This window comes from Neobacillus drentensis NBRC 102427, assembly GCF_001591445.1.
Lineage (GTDB): Bacteria > Bacillota > Bacilli > Bacillales > Cytobacillaceae > Neobacillus > Neobacillus drentensis.
In genome coordinates, this window is the sequence record NZ_BCUX01000013.1 from 79,672 (window position 1) to 99,755 (window position 20,084).

At 36.8% G+C, this 20,084-nt stretch carries 14 protein-coding genes and 1 pseudogene; 14 read left to right on the forward strand and 1 reads right to left on the reverse strand.

Annotated features, from left to right (window positions below; genetic code table 11):
* The first annotated feature begins 45 nt into the window (after positions 1 to 45).
* From BDR01S_RS08275 to BDR01S_RS08295, 5 genes are all read left to right on the forward strand, one after another.
* A complete protein-coding gene (locus tag BDR01S_RS08275; RefSeq protein ID WP_066251426.1) occupies positions 46 to 1,218 on the forward strand; it encodes an aminotransferase A in 1,173 nt (390 codons plus the stop codon).
* Positions 1,219 to 1,513: 295 nt separating this feature from the next.
* Positions 1,514 to 2,080 carry a DUF4256 domain-containing protein gene (locus BDR01S_RS08280; RefSeq protein WP_066251429.1) on the forward strand — a complete coding sequence of 189 codons (567 nt, stop codon included), beginning with the start codon at positions 1,514 to 1,516 and terminating at the stop codon, positions 2,078 to 2,080.
* 153 nt (positions 2,081 to 2,233) lie between these two features.
* Entirely contained in the window at positions 2,234 to 5,404 is a 3,171-nt protein-coding gene (locus BDR01S_RS08285; RefSeq protein WP_066251432.1) for an ATP-binding cassette domain-containing protein, read from the forward strand.
* Positions 5,405 to 5,880: 476 nt separating this feature from the next.
* Entirely contained in the window at positions 5,881 to 6,276 is a 396-nt protein-coding gene (locus tag BDR01S_RS08290; protein ID WP_066251434.1) for a VOC family protein, read from the forward strand.
* Positions 6,277 to 6,680: 404 nt separating this feature from the next.
* Positions 6,681 to 7,892, forward strand: a complete 1,212-nt coding sequence (locus BDR01S_RS08295) for an MFS transporter (protein WP_066251436.1) — start codon at positions 6,681 to 6,683, stop codon at positions 7,890 to 7,892.
* 103 nt (positions 7,893 to 7,995) lie between these two features.
* Here the strand turns inward: BDR01S_RS08295 and BDR01S_RS08300 are convergent, their stop codons facing one another.
* Positions 7,996 to 9,207 (reverse strand): AraC family transcriptional regulator, encoded by a 1,212-nt coding sequence (locus BDR01S_RS08300; RefSeq protein WP_066251442.1) that lies wholly within the window; start codon positions 9,205 to 9,207, stop codon positions 7,996 to 7,998.
* A gap of 259 nt (positions 9,208 to 9,466) precedes the next feature.
* Between BDR01S_RS08300 and BDR01S_RS08305 the strand changes: the two genes are divergently transcribed.
* The 9 genes and pseudogenes from BDR01S_RS08305 (at position 9,467) to BDR01S_RS08345 (ending at position 20,069) form a co-directional block, all read left to right on the forward strand.
* Entirely contained in the window at positions 9,467 to 10,873 is a 1,407-nt protein-coding gene (locus BDR01S_RS08305) for an MFS transporter (RefSeq protein WP_066251444.1), read from the forward strand.
* Positions 10,874 to 11,001: 128 nt separating this feature from the next.
* A complete protein-coding gene (locus BDR01S_RS08310; RefSeq protein WP_157406126.1) occupies positions 11,002 to 12,162 on the forward strand; it encodes a Gfo/Idh/MocA family protein in 1,161 nt (386 codons plus the stop codon).
* Positions 12,163 to 12,318: 156 nt separating this feature from the next.
* Positions 12,319 to 13,179: a sugar phosphate isomerase/epimerase family protein gene (locus BDR01S_RS08315; RefSeq protein ID WP_066251448.1), complete on the forward strand. Its 861-nt coding sequence runs from the start codon at positions 12,319 to 12,321 to the stop codon at positions 13,177 to 13,179.
* 170 nt (positions 13,180 to 13,349) lie between these two features.
* Positions 13,350 to 14,279: an ROK family protein gene (locus BDR01S_RS08320; RefSeq protein ID WP_335582569.1), complete on the forward strand. Its 930-nt coding sequence runs from the start codon at positions 13,350 to 13,352 to the stop codon at positions 14,277 to 14,279.
* 550 nt (positions 14,280 to 14,829) lie between these two features.
* Positions 14,830 to 16,953 carry a glycoside hydrolase family 3 protein gene (locus BDR01S_RS08325; RefSeq protein ID WP_066363118.1) on the forward strand — a complete coding sequence of 708 codons (2,124 nt, stop codon included), beginning with the start codon at positions 14,830 to 14,832 and terminating at the stop codon, positions 16,951 to 16,953.
* A gap of 162 nt (positions 16,954 to 17,115) precedes the next feature.
* Positions 17,116 to 17,592 (forward strand): annotated as a pseudogene (locus tag BDR01S_RS08330) (M48 family metallopeptidase); the annotation flags it as partial.
* Positions 17,593 to 17,623: 31 nt separating this feature from the next.
* Positions 17,624 to 18,142 (forward strand): YehS family protein, encoded by a 519-nt coding sequence (locus tag BDR01S_RS08335; protein WP_066251454.1) that lies wholly within the window; start codon positions 17,624 to 17,626, stop codon positions 18,140 to 18,142.
* 89 nt (positions 18,143 to 18,231) lie between these two features.
* Positions 18,232 to 19,728, forward strand: coding sequence for a protein adenylyltransferase SelO (locus tag BDR01S_RS08340; protein ID WP_066251456.1), 1,497 nt, complete (start codon positions 18,232 to 18,234; stop codon positions 19,726 to 19,728).
* Positions 19,729 to 19,793: 65 nt separating this feature from the next.
* On the forward strand, positions 19,794 to 20,069 hold the full coding sequence (locus BDR01S_RS08345) for an iron-sulfur cluster biosynthesis (RefSeq protein WP_235846520.1): 276 nt from the start codon (positions 19,794 to 19,796) through the stop codon (positions 20,067 to 20,069).
* Positions 20,070 to 20,084: the final 15 nt, after the last annotated feature.

The window sequence follows — 20,084 nt, forward strand, 5'->3', positions numbered from 1 at the left end:
TAATCTATAATTTAAAAATAAATAAAACTAGGGAGATGGTTGCAGATGCTTCATCTAGTCAACAAGAATGTCAGACAAATAGAATTATCCGGTATTCGAAAAGTCTTTAATAAAGTATTGAACGATCCAAGTATCGTTAATTTAACGGTTGGCCAGCCCGATTTTCCGACTCCTGAAAATGTAATTAACGCAGGAATTAGATCACTGGAGGAAAAACGGACCGGTTATACAACCAACTCGGGATTACCTGACCTGAGAAAAGCGATTGCAAGCTTTGTGGACCGCCGCTATGGGTTGAAATATGAGCCGGAGAATGAAATTCTTGTTACAATAGGTGCAAGTGAAGCTCTTGACATTGCGTTTCGTACCATTCTGGATGAAGGCAGTGAAGTGATTTTGCCCGCACCGATTTATCCGGCGTACGAACCACTGATAAGATTATGCGGTGCCATACCTGTTTTTATCGATACAAGGGAAACTAGCTTTAAGCTTAACGCAGAGATGATAAAAGCAAAACTCACGGATAAGACCCGTTGTGTCCTTCTACCTTATCCATCTAATCCTTGCGGAAGTATTTTAGAAAAAGAAGAGTTGCAGGAGATTGCTGATCTTTTAAGAGACAAGGAAATTTTTATTATCTCCGATGAAATTTACAGTGAATTAACCTATGGAACGAGACATCATTCGATTGCCTCTTTTCCAGAGATGAAAGAAAAGAGCATTGTGATTAATGGCCTTTCGAAATCCCATGCGATGACAGGTTGGAGGATTGGGTATGCACTGGCACCGAACTATCTAATAGAAGAAATGCTGAAAATCCATGTGTACAATACCGTTTGTGCAACCTCCACCAGCCAATATGCTGCCTTAGAAGCATTATCGGCAGACTTAATAGAAGTAGAGCTGATGAAGGAAGAATATCAAAAACGAAGAGATTATGTATTTGACCGAGTCAAATCAATGGGTCTTGATGTAAGTTGGCCGGATGGAGCCTTCTACTTATTTCCTTCGATCAAAAAGACAGGGATGAGTTCTGAGGAATTTAATGAAAAATTAATTGAACAGGCAAAAGCAGCGTGCATACCTGGCAGTGCCTTCTCAAGCTATGGTGAGGGATATATTCGAATTTCTTATGCTAACTCAATGGAAAATTTAGTAGAAGGGTTAAATAGGTTAGAAAAATTTTTGGAAAACACAAATATCAAAATGGATTGCTAGAATATTTTCCAAAATAGCAGTTTCAAACCTCTGAACCTGTTTTTTTAGTATTAAGCTACATATAGAAAAAAGCAAATGGCTCAGTATTGGACTGAGCTATTGTTTTTCATAATAATAATCTTGAATACATTTTCTTTTGCGATAAGAAAGACTTGGGGCGGATCCAATCGGATTTCGCCTCCTTTTCTATTTGTCCTTGCTTTTTTAGAACAAATAATAAACAAAACACATCAAATTCATTTGAAATTTTGCTAATATGGTAATAATAGATTAGAGGATGGAGAGGAGAATTAGTATGAACAATGAAAAAAGGATGTTGTCACCAGAACAACATGAAGAAATACTTAGGACATTGAAAGCCCGTTTTGAGAAAAACATGAATCGTCATAAAGAACTTGAATGGGCTAATGTTCAAACAAAGCTAGAAACTAATACTGAAAAACTGTGGTCACTTTTTGAAATGGAAAGAACAGGCGGTGAACCGGATGTTATCGATCATGATAAACAGGCGGGCGAATACATTTTTTACGATTGCTCAGTGGAAAGTCCTAAAGGCCGCAGGAGTGTTTGTTACGACCGGGAAGCGCTGGATTCAAGGAAAGAACACAAACCAAAAAACAGTGCTATAGATATGGCTGCTGACATGGGTATAGAGATTTTAACGGAAGAACAATACAGAGAGATGCAGAGACTTGGAAATTTCGATACTAAAACATCGAGCTGGGTGAAAACACCTGATAATATTAGAAAACTTGGTGGGGCCATCTTTTGTGATCGTCGCTACGACACTGTCTTTGTGTACCATAATGGAGCAGAATCCTACTATGCTGCCAGGGGTTTCCGTGGCTCGCTAAGGGTCTAAATTTTGGTGAGAAAAGAGTTGTATATGCCAAGATGGATCTTTCAAAGGTTATAAAGTGAATTTTTAAGTACCGCTAATTAATTATATTAGTGGTACTTTTTAAGTTGTGCTATCATGGCAATACTAGATTTAGAGAATGGGGAGGAGAGTGCTATGAAAATAAATCAATTAATTGCGAATAATATTAACAAATTAGATGCAGCACTTCCGGCTGATCAATCGTTAGGAATTGCTGGTTTGTCCGGATCTGGTAAAACAACTTTTTGCCAAACCATTGGAGAAGAATCCAAGAAGCGTCTTGTTTCCTTATTGCCAAAGGCCGAATATCAGTATTTATTTCCTAACATAATGGAAACCAATTTTAGTGCGATCAAGATGGAAGAAATGCCACTGGTGCTTTTTCTGGGGAGATCATCCATTTCCTCCAATTCACGTTCAACAATTGGCACACATACTGGCGTATTTACAGAGATTCGTGTGACTCTTGCTGAAAAATATAATCTATCTCCGGAAGTTTTTTCATTTAATAATCCGTTGGGCTGGTGTCCGGATTGTAAAGGACGCGGTACTACTAAAAATGTCGAATGTAAAAAGTGTAAGGGGAAGCGCTATAATCAAGAGGTTGAACAATATAAAATTGAATTACTTGATCAACTACATAGTATTTCCGATATCAACAACTTAAGTATGGAATCAATTTTATCACTAGCAGAAGTTTTACATATAAGTGAAGCGAAACAGCATATTCTCAAAAATATCATCAATATGAATATTGGCTACTTAACAATAAATCGAATCATGGGTACATTGTCAGGAGGGGAATTAACACGTCTTTACTTGGCTGAATTTATGGCAACCAGTGAAAATACTGTGATTATTATTGATGAAATATCAGTTGGTCTGGATCACCAAACACTATTGAAAATTTTAGAACAGATTAAACAATTAGGCTATAAGAACCAAATTTGGTTCATTGATCATTCTGACACCGTGCTAGATACAACGGATGAGAAAGTATTCTTTGGCCCCGGTAGTGGGAAATATGGCGGAAAAATTGTGGAAGAATCACCACGCCCCAAACCAATCATTTGGGAAAGAAATCAGGCAGTGCCAGCAGAATACTATCATTTTCAAGATCTTTACTTCCGTAATATTCAAATGGCTGAAATTCAGATACCCCAAAATAGACTTGTAACCGTTACCGGTGAGTCTGGATGTGGTAAATCTACGCTAGTCAATGAATGTATTGCCAAAGATTTTCAGAGACGTTATCCCAAAGATAAACTAGTAATGGTCGGGCAAGATCGGAACCAGTCGATTACTAGTCGTTCAACGGTTGCGACATTTCTTGATATTAAAAAGAAAATTACAAAATATAGTGAAGATATTGATGATCTTTTCGAGCGTTCGATTGAAGATATTATTGATGAACTTCCAAATCAAGACATCGCCCATAAACGTTTGAGTTTACTGATCAAACTGGGACTAGGTTATTTGACATTAGAACGAAAAACGCAAACCTTATCAACTGGTGAATTTCAATGTGTTCATTTAGTTTCGGAGCTGTTTGCGAACTCAAGAAACCCACATACACTTTTCATTTTTGACGAACCTTCAAAAGGTTTATCACAAAATATTCTAAATCAATTCATTGATAGTGTCAGAGGAATACTAAAAGATGAATCAGTTTCTATCATGATGATTGAACATAATGCCTATATGCTTGAAAGCTCAGATTTTATCGTCGATTTTGGTAAAAGAAAGATTGAAGCTGTAACGCATCTTGATGTTGTCAGTCATAACGAATATTACGAGCTTAAAAGTAAGGAGGATATTGCACTTCCTTCACAGATTTCTTCGACACTCAAAGCGCAAAATGGCATTACTTATTTAAAAGAAAATCATATCGACTATTTTAAAGATGCAGAAAATATCTATAAGGGCGGTATCTTAAAAAGCTTATCATCAATGGCCCGTTTAATTTACGGCGAATACGAATCTGACACTATTGCGCCTGTCATTGCTATAGATTTTGAAAGACATTTGTATAGTCAATATAGTTTTCTCTATGAAATGGGCGGGGTGATCAACCATATTGTGGCGGCGCATCCGACCAATAAAGATACGAGGAGCTTCGATTTCTATTCACAGGACAATCATTGTCCATCATGCTCAGGACGCCTTAAAATTGATATCTTTGATAAAGATCTTGTCATTCAAGAGAAAGCCGTTCCATTCTGGAATGGACTATTTTATCCTGAGGTGATGGAAGTATTAAAATATTATCAATATCCAAAAATAGAGTTTCTATTTGAGGAAATTAAGAATGAGCTCGGGTTTGATCTGACAAAAAGCTACAATGAGATGTCAGAAGAAGAAAAGCATGTTTTTTGGTACGGATATTTTGAAAAGACATTCTATGATAAAGCAGGCAAGACACAGAGGACCTGGGTAGGCTTTAATACCATCGTTGGTGGGTATATGGTCATTTCAAAATCAGTGATTAAAGAGAAAATGAAAGCATCAAAAGAAAAAATTACCTGTCCGATTTGTCATGGAACGGTACTTAATCATCATAAACAGCTTACATTTGGTGGCAAAGATATTCGTGAGGTAATCAATCAGCCACTTGATCAAGTGTTACAAATAGTTGGAGACTTACCTGTACTCATAAAGCTAAAATCTATTGTTGGCGGCGATATGACTTTGACAGAAGATGTCTCACTAATGCCTAGGGAAACCCAAGTCGGATTGAAAATGTTTGAATTGGAACTCGCCAGCTTTACAGGTTATGAAATGGTATTACAAAATGTCTTACCATTCTGGGGCAGTATTAAAGACAATCTCGAATCCATCAGTACCCATAATCAGATTAGCATCTGTGATTTTCCTAATATTTATGAAACAAGAGATACCATCATTGATAAGTACTTCACGAATGGAAAATACAAAAAACTAACGTATGTTTATGAAGCATTTGGTTTCAAAAAAATAGTCACTCAAATTAATAAAATTAATAAAAGTTATCCATGTCGATTCTGTAAAGGGAAGAAAGTCATTACAGAAGAGAATCTCCATGATGGCGTGTTTAAATTAGCAATACCCTGTGTGAGTTGTCAGGCAAGTGGCATCAATGATGAAGGCCGTAAGGAAATGGTTGAAGGTATACCAGTAGCAACATGGTTAACGGGCAAAGTTAGGGATGTTGTTGCTGAAAGCTTGTATACAGAAGCTGTCGCGGATATTCCAATTTATATTCGTATTCGTGAGTTAAATAAACGAGATATGATGGCGGTTTATCAATGCCTTGAACAAAATAATTAAATTAGAATGATTTTTTAGCAGCTATTTCATTACCAAGAAACAAGGAAGAGATTGTACTGGAATTCTTTAATAGTTATGTGAAGGGTGAAGGTAAATTTCAAGCAGCTAAAACGTACTAGAAACGACAAATATTTATGTTTGAATTGAGGGCTTCATTTCGATTCGCTGATAGAACATGAAAATTCGCTGATAGAACACAGGGATTCGCTGATAGAACACAGGAATTGGCTGATAGAACCTAATAATTCGCCGATAGAATGTTTTTCTCTCCGATTTCAGAGCATTTTGAAGGGGATAGTTTCAGAGTAGTCCATTTTTCTGGTATTCAAATAGTCAATTGACAAGTATTTCATTCAAAAAAACTATATTTTAATAAAAATTGAATATTATTCCATTCTTGTTATAATAATGAATAGACAATTATAAGCAATTACATTATGTCTTTAAGATATGTTAATTCTTGATAGGAGGATATTATGGGAAGATTAGTGCATTTCGAAATACATGTGAGTGACATGGAACGGGCAAAGAAGTTTTATGGAGAGGTTTTCGGTTGGTCTTTTCAAGATTGGAGTGAATATGCGGGTATGCCATACTTTGGTGCGGTGACTGGCGATGAGAATGAGCTAGGGATCAATGGTGCTTTAATGCAACGCCAAAGTGCTCCGCCGGAACCAAACCAACCTTTAAACGGATTTGCTTGTACAATGGGTGTGGAAAATTACGATGTCACGGAAGCCAAAATTATTGAGAATGGCGGCAAGGTCGCAATGGCCAAATATGCTTTGCCTGGTATGGCTTGGCAGGGATATTATATTGATACCGAAGGCAATATTATCGGAATTCATCAACCCGATGCAAATGCAAAATAGGTGTTACATAACCGCTAGAGAAAGGTAGAATCATCTGCCTTTCTATTTTTTTGCGGTCTTTTATCTTAAAGACATTCAGATACTTAGAAAAAGATTTGGAAATGTTGGGGACTTAGCCTTTCTTTTTTAAAAGGAAACATAAAGAAATTAATTATTATTTGACAAAAGATATCAAACTTCGCGAGATGCCAGGCATCGCTATTTATTTTAAATAAAATTGAATTCTTCACTTGTTCTTAATTATTGCATAAAATCCAACAATATTGGATGTGAAACCGTCCTAATAAGACTACTATATATTTAGATTAAATTGTGATGGTCTTGGAAATGAGAATATCATAAATATAAATAAATATTTAAAGGGACAAATACAATGGTTATTGGATTAAGAGAGGAACAAAAAAATGAAAAATAACAGAAATGATAAGTTATTGAACAGCCAATATATCGCTATCAATCTTATTACTTTTATCTTCTTCTTTGCTGACTATATTTTGATCACTACGATTCCCCTCTATGCCCTTGAAATTGGAGGTAACGCGTCTACTGCAGGTGCTTTTATATTTGTAATTAGCACGACTGCACTGGTTCTTCGACCGATTATGGGAAACCTGATGGATGCGAAAACTAGGAAGCTTATTATTCTAATAGGGACAATTGCTTTAGCTTTAGCGTCACTTTTTTATGGACTTGTGGTCTCCATAACATCGATTTTAGTTTTGGCGATTCTTCATGGCCTTTCCGCTAGTGCGATTACAACCTCAGCACCTACGGTTGTAGCGGATGTAACGCCTGCTTCGAGACTGGCAGAAGGGATAAGTATGTTTGGGGTTGCTACAAATCTTACAATAGCTGTTGGACCATTAGCGTCACTTTACCTTATCAATGCATTCAGCTATTCTATAACATTTAATGTAGCCTTTGTTTTGGTTCTATTAAGTATTGTCCTTACTTTTCTAATCAATTATGAAAAAAAGGAACAAAATTTTGCTGGAGAACGAATAAAAACAAAGAAAAAAATAAACATAAAAACCTTGTTTGAAAAAACAGCCTTGAAACCGTCAATATATCAACTCTTTTTAGCCTTTGGTTTGTCTGCCATATTGACATTTATCCCTATTTACGGAAAATCACGCGGAGTTGATAATATCGGCTTATTTTTTACATTCTATGCTGCTTCAGCGGTTATCGTTTCTTTTATAACCGGAAAACTCGTTCATACATATGGGGTACGCAAAGTGTTTATTGCTGGAATAATTATGCAGCTCATAACATTTCTATTCTTAGCATTTGCATACTCTTTGCCTCTTATGATTACTGCAGCTCTACTCTATGGGTTCGGGAGTGGCTCTGGTTTTGCAATAGTTAGTATTTTAGCAATGGAGTCAGTTGCCCCGGAAAGGAGAGGAGCAGCTAACGCTACCATTTTTGCTGCAATGGATATAGGTATCGCAGTGGGCTCTATTGTTTTAGGGGTTATTTCAACGAAATTTGGCTTTACAGTGACATTTATTCTTACAGCATCTATAATGCTGGTTGATATTATTGTTTTTAGTATTCTTCATAAGGAGCAAACAATAAGGAACGTAGCGTTGGAAGAAACAGAAGTATTATAATTCTTACCGAAGCAAGTAAAGCTATAACAATCTAAACAGTTTAACCACACCTCTTTACTAAAAGGTGTGGTTTTTTATTCCATCAGGCACTGGTTTAAGCTGTCTACTCTCTTGTCCTTTTATACTCTGTAGGTGTAATTCCCTTTACATCCTTAAAAACTTTACAGAAATAATTATAGCTACTAAATCCTACTTGTTCGCTGATATTAGTAATCGACGACATCCCTTGTTCAATGAGAAAGGCTGCCTCATCGATTCGCTTTTTCTGAATATAACCGATCACGGTAATGTTCATCTCTTCTTTAAATCTTTTAGCCAAATAGGTACGATTAAAACCTATTTCCTCTGCTACAGACTGTAAATTAATGTTTTCATGAAAGTGGAGGTTTATATACATGATTGCTTTCTTTACAGCCGAACTGTGACCTTTTATAGCAAAATTTTTGACTGCATTACCATATTCTTTAAGCATGGCTATTTCCAACATTTCTAGTTCGGAAATGGTTACAGCCTGTTCAATTTTGATGGCAAATTTCTCTGAAATTTCATGTAAGTATTGTGGTGGCACACCTCCCCTTCCGGCTGTGATTCTATAAATGGAATTGGAGCCAAAAGTAACATTCTTTCTTGCTCTCAATGGATTTCCAGGTACTCTATAATCAAGATCACCTGAAAAGTCAACTATCATTGCCAGTGCTTTTTCTGTATCACCTGTTTCAATGAAGTGCAAATATTTCTTTTCAAGTTCATATATAAAGTTAATATTCTTTTCTCTTTGTTCACCGTCTTGTAACGGAAGCACTTCATGATTTTTGTTTACATGATTACTATCAATTGTTATAAAATGGGACTCTAGATGAGGATTTGCTAATATATTCACAAAAACATCAGCTAACGCCATGGATGTTGACCCAACATTGGTAATGGATTTGTAGTAATTTTCTAAAGGTTTGATCCAGCTTTGCTCTAAATTATTCTTCTTCAAAACAATCCATAGAAAATGTTCATTAACTTTTTCAGTTAGAAATGGACCTACAATGGTCATTCCTTGATAGTGTTCCTCTTCTTTAATCCCAATTGTGATGTAGGATAGGTGAAAGGAATCTGTATAGAAACAGAAACTATTTTTTTTTGCTCCTAATAGTGCTTCTTGGAAAACGGGATACATACTCTTCCGTGTTTCTGTAATCACTAACGGCTCATCATCTTTAGAAATATGTAAAATTAGTTTCAAGTCTTTATCAATAAACTGTACATCAATTTTAAAAGCATTTTTAATTATCCGACATTTTTCTGTAAGTTCATTTATGTTCATACTGTAACCTTCTCTATCCCCATTTTTTATATAATACCACGGCTATGTAAATTATTAAATCTAATAAAGCGCTACCATATTTTTGTTCGATTTTGTAGAAAAAACAACAATATTAGATGTGAAACCGCTAACAAGAAAGTAATATTAACCTATCCTTAATATGAATATTACAAAAATATTTTTCCGGGGAATATTGAGTGATCTTCATTTAAGTACTTTAGGTTACTAGTAATTATTTTAATAATTGGGGGTTGGAACAATGGGTCAGCTTGCAGAAGTAAAGGAAGAACAATATGGTTCTCCTGTTACAGTCAGGAAATTCGGCTTAAGAGACAAAATTGGATATATGTTTGGCGATTTCGGGAATGATTTCTTTTTTGGATTAACTTCTATGTACTTAATGGTTTATTATACGGATGTTCTTCATATCGGCGCAGCTGCAGTGGGAGTTCTTTTCTTAGTTGCAAGGTTGTGGGATGCGGTTGCCGATGTTACTTGGGGCCGCTTCATTGATTCAAGAAAGCCTGGGAAATATGGCCAATTTAAACCTTGGATTCTAAGAATGTCTTTTCCACTTGTATTATCGGGTATTTTAATGTTTGTGAAAATCCCTGGTATGTCAGATGGTTTTCACTTGGTCTGGGCGTTTGCTACTTATATTATGTGGGGAACTCTCTACAGCACAGTAAATATTCCTTATGGTGCGATGGCGTCTGTCATCACCAATGATCCAGTAGAACGTACAAGCTTATCTACTTGGAGATCCCTTGGTGGAAACTTATCTTATCTAGTCGTTGGTTCATTAGCGCCGCTAATCTTGTTTGTCGATAATAAGGCAGATGAAAATCGTTTTTTAATAGGAGCTATTATTTTTGCCATTCTTGCTCTTTCTAGCTACATTGCCTGCTATAAATTATCAACAGAAAGAATTCTTGCTAATGATAAAAAAGAAAAACTGGACTTTAGAAAAACGGCGAGAGGCCTTATAAAAAATAAACCATTATTAGTTCTCTTAATATCAGCATTACTTTTATTAGTTGTATCTATGTTACAAGGAGCCGTAACCACTTACTTGATTAAAGATTATTTTGGAAGTGCAAAGTCATTGAGTTTAGTCTACACTCTTCAAATGGTTGCGGCATTGGCTGTCATTCCAATGATTACTCCATTAGCAAAAAAGATCGGTAAAAAAGAAATATCAGGTATATCCATGGTAATTTGCGGGGCTATCTATGCTTTGATGTATTTTATGCCGAATATGTCACTAACCACTTATATTATCCTTTCAAGCATTGCTTACTTTGCGATGTGCTTTCTTTCAACAGCAATTTGGGCATTTGTTACAGATTGTATCGATTACCAAGAATTCCTAACAGGCACTCGTGAAGATGGAACGATTTACTCTATCTACTCATTTTTCCGTAAAGTAGGGCAGGCAATTGCCGGAGGTATTGGCGGTTTTGCAATTGCAGCAGTAGGATATAACGCTTCCCTTGGTGCACAATCACCAGAAACGCTTAACGGAATATTTGCACTTAATACGCTTTGGTTGGGCATCGGCTTTTTAGTTGTTGGATTAATAATCATGTTCCTTTATCCATTAAATAAAAAACGTACAGAGCAGCTTACGATAGATTTAGCTAAGAGAAGAAGTGAAGGAAATTAATTTGTAAATTTCCTCTTAAATCATCGCTGGTTTGAGGGGATTTTATTTTTCACTATTTTTCACTACAAACTTCAATATGAAGCATTAATACAAATTCTAACAACTATCAAAAGCAAGGAGAATGCATAATGGAAAAAGTAAGATTAGGCATTATTGGAATTGGTGCACAAGGCGATGCCTATGCTGGCTTTATTGCTGAAGGAAAAGTTAAAAACATGGTAATCGGAGCTATTTGTGATATTGATCCTGAGACAAAAGCCATGTGTGCTGAAAAATATCCAGATGTTCCTTTTTACAACAACTATATCGACATGCTTGAAAGCGGCAATGTGGATGCAGTCGTCACAACTGTTCCACATTATCTTCACCCTCAAATGGGGATAGATGCGTTAAAAAGAAACATTCACATATTGTTAGAAAAGCCAGCCGGCGTTTATACAAAACAAGTTCGAGAGTTAAACAAATTTGCGGCAACAAAACCTGAATTAACTTTTGCTATTATGTTCAACCAACGCACAAATCCACTGTATATAAAATTAAAGGAAATCATTGATAATGGTGAAATTGGCAAAATCCGCCGTACAAACTGGATTATTACAACTTGGTGGAGACCACAAGGATACTATGATCAAAGTGCATGGAGAGCGACATGGGGCGGCGAAGGAGGCGGTGTTCTTGTTAATCAGGCACCACATCAAATTGACCTGCTTCAATGGATTTGCGGTATGCCAAAGAAAGTGTACTCCACTGTGAAATATGGATACCAAAGAAATATTGCTGTTGAAGATGAAGTCACTACAATCCTTGATTATGGTAATGGAGCAACAGGTGTCTTTATTACTTGTACTCATGATTTTATTGGCACTGACCGTTTTGAGATTCTAGGTGATAAAGGAAAAATTGTTGTCGATGACAGCAAGAGAATTACAATTAATCGCCTTAAAAAATCTGAAAATGAAATGAATGCTTCGATGAGTTGGGCAGATGCCTGCAGGATTTTCGAAATTGGAGACATGGGTGAGATCTACAGTGAAGAAGTACTTGAATTCGAAAGCGTTTGGGGAGCTCAGCATATAACTGTTTTAGAAAATTTTGCAGCGAATATTATTGAAGGAACACCACTAATTGCCCCTGGAACGGATGGAATTAACGGGGTAGGGTTTGCAAATGCGATACATCTATCAAGCTGGTTAGGAAAAGAAGTAGAACTTCCAGTTGATGAAGACCTGTATTTTGCTGAATTAAATAAGAAAATTGAAGAAGAAAATAAACAGCTGGTATTACAATAATTTTTCAAAAAGAAACTCATATTATTGGCATAAAAATGGGCTTGCCACTTGTTACAGGCCACAAGTTTTTTTTGGGAAAACTATGGCGGTTATTCAAATAATTGACGCATCCAGAAATCCTTCAAATTAAAGATATCAAAATGGAGTTGTAATAAGATGAATAAGGGAAAAATTGGCGTTCAAATGTACACTGTAAAAGACAAGGTTGCTGATCTTGGTGCATATGAAATAATTCGAAGAATAGCCGAATTAGGCTACCGTGCTGTAGAGGTATCACAAATTCCAATGAGGTCTAAAAATGTTGCAGAGTTAAAAAGGGCCAGTATAGATTTTGATATTAAAATTGCTGCACTATCTGCAGGCTTAGAACCAATAGTTCCTGGGGACCCTGGAGAAACACTGTCATCGGATTTTGATAAGATTGTAAATGATTGTAAAATATTAGATTGTAATTATTTAAGAATCGGCATGATGCCTATCCATCTAATGGACGATAGAGATAAAATTATGGGATTCATTGAAAGAGCAGAAGCAATGGCAAATCGCCTGGCAGAGCAGGAAATAGAATTATATTATCACACCCACCATCTTGAATTTCAAAAATTCGATGGAGTCTATCTATTGGATATAATTAAAGATAATACGACTAAACTAGGATTTGAATTAGATGTTCACTGGATTCAAAGAGCAGGTGAGAACCCGGTAGAGTTTGTGAAAAAGTATAAAGACCGTATTTCCTTATTACACTTGAAGGATTACCGCATCGGAAAACTGGATTTAAGTAATGTTGACTTTGAAAGTTGGGCTAATTTTGACGATGCCTTTATGAGCACCATTCAATTTGCAGAGGTAGGAGAAGGAAATCTTAACATACCTGCCATTATTGATGCCGGCCTTGAGGCAGGTGCCCAATATTTCTTAGTGGAACAAGACGAACAATACGGACGTGACCCATTTGACTGCTTAAAGATTTCTGCTGGAAACTTAAGAAAAATGGGATATGCTGATTGGTTCTAAACACAAATATCGCCAGTATTAAAACCAGATAAACCTATTTGTTTATCTGGTTTTAAACGTTTTAATTATACGAACTGTTTTTCCTTTGTTATTAATACGGTTTGGGTGGGCAACTGTGCAGTTCTATTTAGATTATAATAAGGAATTTCCACATCAGAAGGGTGAACTTCATGGAAATTGGTGTAGGCACTTATCTTAAAAAAATAAACAGAAGCTTGATTATAAGTAAAATTATTGAACATGGAAAGATTTCGAGGGCGGATTTATCTAATATAACAAAGTTAACGAAGGCTACTATTTCTTTACAGGTAGCAAATTTATTAGGGGAAGAGATAATTGTTGAATCTCAACAGGAGTATAACCATGTTGGAAGAAAGCCAATCATGCTTTCTTTAAATGCGGGTGCTGGTTATGCGGTAGGAGTTGATTTAGACTATCAGAAGATAATATTTACTGTATCTGATATTATGGGGAATCCAGTTTATTCTGATACTTTAAAGTTAGAAAAATCGAACTATGACGAGGTTCTTCAACTATTAATCGACCATATTAGAGAATATAAAGAAAAATATTCTACTAGTCGTTTTGGAATTGTTGGAGTAGTCATTGGAATTCATGGAACTGTGAAGAGTGAACAAACCATCGGCTTTGTTCCACAGCACCAATGGTATAATAAGGATCTAAAGGGCGATCTAGAGAAAAAATTAGGTATGAATGTAATTATTGAAAATAATGCAAATTTATGTGCATTTGCGGAAAAGGTATTTAACCGGCATCAAAGTGAGAACTTAATCAGTATCAGTATGTATTCTGGAATAGGTCTTGGGGTCTTGATTAATGGTAACCTAGTAAAAGGATATCAGGGATATGCAGGTGAAATAGGCCACATGATAATCGATCCTAATGGGGAATTATGTAATTGTGGTAATTCAGGTTGCTGGGAGCTTTATGCTTCTGAAGTCAGCTTCTTTAAACAATTATCTAAAAAACTAAATAAACCAAAATTGACCTATAAAGATATTGAAAATCTAATTATGTTAAGAGACCCAGCTGTTATGATTCAAATGGAAGAGTTTGTTAGCATATCTCTATTGGTATAAATAATATAATAAATATATTAAATCCTGATACAGTAGTGTTTAATAGTGCATTATTGCAACTGTTTCCTGATGTAGAGAGTAGAATTAAAGCTAACTTGAAATCCTCCATTAGTAATTATAAAGAGTTATTAATATCAGAGCTCGGAACTAATGCATGTGTATTGGGTGCCTGTACCCTAGCAATTAAAGATTTCTTTGAATTACCTGATATAAGCATAACAATTAATTGATATTCTAAGCCAAAAATGCCTCGAGAATGTTGATAAACCCATCAACATCCATTGTGTTGTCAATTACAGTCCACACAGGTGGAGTGCGTGTCGCAGCTTATCCTGAAGTACTCTGCAATCTACTATCAAGACATGTAAAAACTATTATATAACAAGTACAAAAGTAAAAAATATTTAAAACTAGCGAAAAATAATATGTGTAAAATTGAATTTCTATTGCTACAATAAAATGATGAGTAATAAAGAGAGAACTATTACTAAAATAATTCACAAAAATCAATCTTTAATACTTGGGTCGAAAAAGTTTAGGAGGCATTATTTTGGAACAGAATCATACACAACCGAACTTAGAAGTTAGAGTCAAGAACATCATTGAAGTGGATGGATTGAAATTTAAAGATTTAAATAACAGCGGCAAATTAGAACCATATAAGGACTGGCGATTGACTCCGAGAGAACGTGCAGAGAACCTTGTCTCATTGATGAATTTCGATGAAAAGGTCGGTATGATGCTTATTAATACTCGTCAAATGGGTCTTACTCAAAAAGATAAGAGTAAGACAAGCCATGATGGTTTGTTAGATGAAGGGATTGTCGAAAAGGGCGAAACGATTTTTGCTTTGGCAAAAGTATATGGTACAACGCATACGATTGAAAACATGCATTTGCGCCACTTTATTCTAAGAGACAATTGGAGCCCGTCTGAAATGGCAGAATGGGTGAATACCATGAATGAAGTATGTGAGGGGTCACGTCTTGGTATTCCGTGTTTAATCGCATCGAATTCAAGAAACGAAAATACAGAATTCATTTTTGGGATGAATGATGCAGCTGGGATTTTTTCCACTTGGCCTGGAACGTTAGGACTTGCTGCAGCGGCAAAGGGCGATGTCAAAAATGGCGGAGATGCCTCTCTTATTAGCCAATTCGCCCAAATTGCTCATGATGAGTGGGATGCTGTTGGTTTAAGAAAAGGATATATGTACATGGCGGATACTGTTACGGACCCAAGATGGCAACGGATATATGGTACATTCGGTGAAGACCCGGAATTTATTTCTGATGCTATCGGCCGTATCATTGATGGATTTCAAGGACAAACCCTCGGAAATCATAGTATTTCGATGACGACCAAGCATTTTCCAGGCGGTGGACCAAGGGAAAACGGGTTTGATCCCCATTATGAAGAGGGGAAATGGAACCTATACCCAACTCCGGGAAGCCTAGAAAAGTATCACCTGCCTCCATTTCGGGCAGCGGTAGAACATGGGACTTCTTCCATGATGCCATATTATTCGATTCCTAGTATTAGGAAAAGTGTGGAACAAGAATTTGAAGGGGAAGTCATTCCTTTCGAAGAGGTTGGCTTTACTTTTAATGATTATTTCTTAAATACGATTCTTAGAGGAAAATTAGGGTTCAAAGGCTATATAAATAGCGACAGTGGTGTCACAAGTAAAATGAGCTGGGGCGTTGAAACCTTAAGCGAGGCAGAACGTTTTGCTAAAGCGATTAATGCGGGGACAGATCTTATTTCTGACACGAATGATATTGAAAACCTTAAAACAGCGATCGAAAATGGCTGGATTAGTGAAAAGCGTATTAATGAAGCAAATGTACGTCTCCTTTCAGAAATGTTTGCTTTAGGATTATTTGATGATCGTACCTATGTTTCACCCGAAAAGGCTGCTGAAGCAGTGAAAAACCCAGCTAACTGGGAAGCGGCATATGAAGCGCATAAAAAATCAGTAACCGTGCTTAAAAATCATAATCAAACCTTACCATTAACAGGTGAAAAGCTTGCGGGTAAAAAGGTTTATGTAGAAGTGTTCCATAAGGAACCGGAGCGGGCCACTTCTTATACAGAAAAAGCAAGACAGGAATGTCAAGAGCTTGGCCAATTTACTTTGACCGATAACCATGAAGAAGCTGACATAGCTTTCTTGTTCTTAAGTCCAAAATCTGGAGCTTATTTCAATGCGACACCAGGACTGTTAGAACTTGAAATCTGTGAAGATAAAACGGTATCCGCTTTGGATGGTACAACCTATCAAGAAACGACTTTGACTGGTATGAACCATTTAAAGGAAGTAGCAGACAGTATCCATATTCGTGGTGGAAAAGTAATCATGAGTGTGAATGTCATTCTACCTTGGATCCTTGGTAATGTTGAACCTCTTGCAGATGTCTTAATCGCAGGATACGATACTTACTACAAGGCACATTATGAGGTAATTGCAGGCAATAGCCGTCCGGTAGGTGTTTTACCGTTAACATTACCAGCGAGTGAAGCAGTCATTGCGGTTGATGAAAATGGGGATTGCGTGTCGAGAAATGATGTACCGGGCTATGACAAAGATAAATATATGCCTGAAGGACTTAACTATGCATATAAAGATAGCGATGGTAATATCTATCAACTTGGCCATGGACTAACATTTTAATAATAGGTATCGATTAACTGTATAATCAAAATCATCATCTATCGCTCGAAAGGTATGGTATAATATCGTCAACTCAAAAGCGTTAAACCTTGAATATTGAAGGTTTAACGCTTTTTATCCATTGTCATAAATGTAGGTGATTTAATGATACATAATTATTTAGGTCAGAGTTTTCTTTATTTAGGAAACGAATATCCCATTCAGATCTCTCAAGAAATAGATATCAAGCAAGACTATGTAGTGTTTGATGGGGATAAGTTAAATATATATGTGAAACAACTTGAAGATGAGAAAATAAAACAAGCATTAAAACGGTTTTATTATCAGCAATGTAAAACATTAATCGAGAGAAGTATTCGTTCCTATCAAAGCAATTTTAAAATAAAACCGAGGTCTATTCGTATTACCGATAATAACAAGAACTGGGGAACTTGTGATTCCAGGCAGCAGTTAACATTCAATTGGAAGCTGGCGATGGCACCATTAAAGGTGATTGATTATGTAGTCGTTCATGAAATGTGCCATATGATTCATCTGAATCATGATCGATCATTTTGGCGACTTGTTGGAAAATTAGTTCCCGGTTATGAGCAAATGGAAAACTGGTTAGCATTATCAAGTTGGAAAATGACTGTCTAACTTAGTAAATTATTTCGTAGGAGGTTTTTAGATGGAGAATAACGATATATTAATTAGATTAAGATATGCTTTGGATATAAAAAACACGGAAATGGTCCAGATATTTAAACAGGGCGGTATTGATGTAACAAAGGAAGATGTATTAAAGATCCTCACAAAATCACCTGATAATTATGATGAAGATGATAATGGAAGTGAGTTAGGTGAGGATGAAGCGCACATAAAATGTAATAATAAGATGCTAGATTCCTTTTTAAACGGCTTTATTATTTTTAAAAGAGGTAAACAAGATTCAAACCCGGGAGAATCTGAAAGACCGGCACAGCCTGTAAATGAGAGTGTAAATAATATTCTTTTAAAAAAATTGAAAATCGCACTAACATTAACTAGTGAGGATATAATTGAAATATTAAATGAAGCAGGTGTCCAGATAACTAAAGGAGAACTAAGCGCACTATTACGAAAAAAGGGACATAAGAATTATAAAGAATGCGGGGATAAATACGCTAGGAATTTCTTAAAAGGATTAGCCCTAAAATATAGGGACTAGGCTGGAATAATTTCCTGGACAGGATTTGGATTTTGCTTAATAAATGGGGAGATTATTATAGAATGCGGTGATATTTCCACTAAGTAAAAATGACAAAAAAAAGAAAAGGGGATAAAATGTCTGAAGAAATAAAAGAACCAGGCTGGAACTTCGACAACAGTTATGCTCGTTTGCCAGAAATATTTTTTACCAGCACCAACCCAACTCCTGTCCGCTTACCACAGTTGATCATTCTTAATAATCGACTGGCTGCTTCCCTGGGCTTGAATCAACAGGAGCTTGAAAATGTAAATGGCCTAGCCGTGTTTGCGGGGAACCAGTTACCTGAAAGTGCTAAGCCGCTTGCCCAAGCATATGCAGGACATCAATTTGGGCATTTTACCAAGTTAGGGGATGGACGGGCTATTCTGCTTGGCGAACAGATTACCCCTAAAGGTGAACGGTTTGATATTCAACTCAAAGGTCCGGGGAGAACCCCCTACTCCCGCGGGGGAGATGGTCGAGCGTCTCTTGGCCCGATGCTGCGTGAGTACATCATCAGCGAAGCATTGCATGCACTTGGGATCCCAACCACCAGAAGTCTGGCAGTTGTGACAACCGGTGAGGAAGTCCTCCGCGAAACCGCTCTGCCTGGTGCAATTCTAACTCGTGTCGCTTCTAGTCATCTGCGAGTGGGTACCTTTCAATACGTTGCAAAATGGGGCACAGTTGAGGAACTCCGGGTTCTTGCTGACTATACATTAGAACGCCATTATCATGAGGTTGCCCTTGATGAGCGACGTTATCTTTCATTGCTTCAGGAAGTGATCAAACGGCAAGCTTCGCTCATTGCTAAATGGCAGCTGGCCGGCTTTATCCACGGGGTGATGAACACTGACAACATGACCATTAGCGGAGAAACGATCGACTATGGTCCCTGTGCCTTTATGGATACCTATGACCCGGAAACTGTCTTTAGTTCTATAGATACGCAAGGACGCTATGCTTATGGCAATCAACCCTATATTGCTGGTTGGAATCTGGCCCGATTTGCTGAAACCCTATTGCCGCTCATTCATGACAATCAGGAACAGGCGGTCCAAATGGCTCAGGATGAAATTTCAAATTTTATCGAGTTATATCAAAGGAATTGGCTAACTGGAATGAGAGCCAAGCTCGGACTATTTAACGAAGAGAAACAGGATGAATCTCTAGTTGAGGACCTGCTTAAAATGATGCAGACGTATAAGGCCGACTATACTAATACCTTCCGAGCATTAACTTTTGAAAAGCCGGAGGATACGGTCTTAAAGGATGCCCCAGAGTTTATACAGTGGTATAAGCAATGGCAGGAGAGACTTGACAGACAGCAGGATTCGAAGGATTCTTCGAAAAAATTGATGCGAAACAGCAATCCGGCAATCATCCCTCGGAACCACCGGGTAGAAGAGGTATTAGAAGCTGCAGTGGAACAAGGAGACTACAGTGTTCTAAAGCGGCTGCTTGACATATTATCAAGACCATATGCGCACTCCGAGGAACAATCTGAGTACTCGACACTGCCTGCCCAAACTGGTCAGCCTTACCGAACCTTTTGTGGGACATAAGTTCATCAAATTAAAATTTTTTTGGAATAGTAAAAAGTAGCGAAGCAAGGAATAAAGGGGAGGGGATGCTCGTGTTTATTTTAACTGAGAATGCCAAAACAGAACTGCAAAATAGGTTGAATTTAGCAGGCTCAAAACAATTAATTCGATTACAAATGCGAAAAAGTTGTTTTATGAAGGTAAAATTAACCTTCGAAGAATCAATTCACCAAAATGATGCAGAAATTACTAAAGGGGAGTTGCATTTTATTATTGACAATGGTGAGTGCCATTATTTCAATAATAAAACATTAGATTTTATCCCAGATACAACAGGTTTTAAGCAATTTGAGATTATATAAAAAGAGTCTGATTTC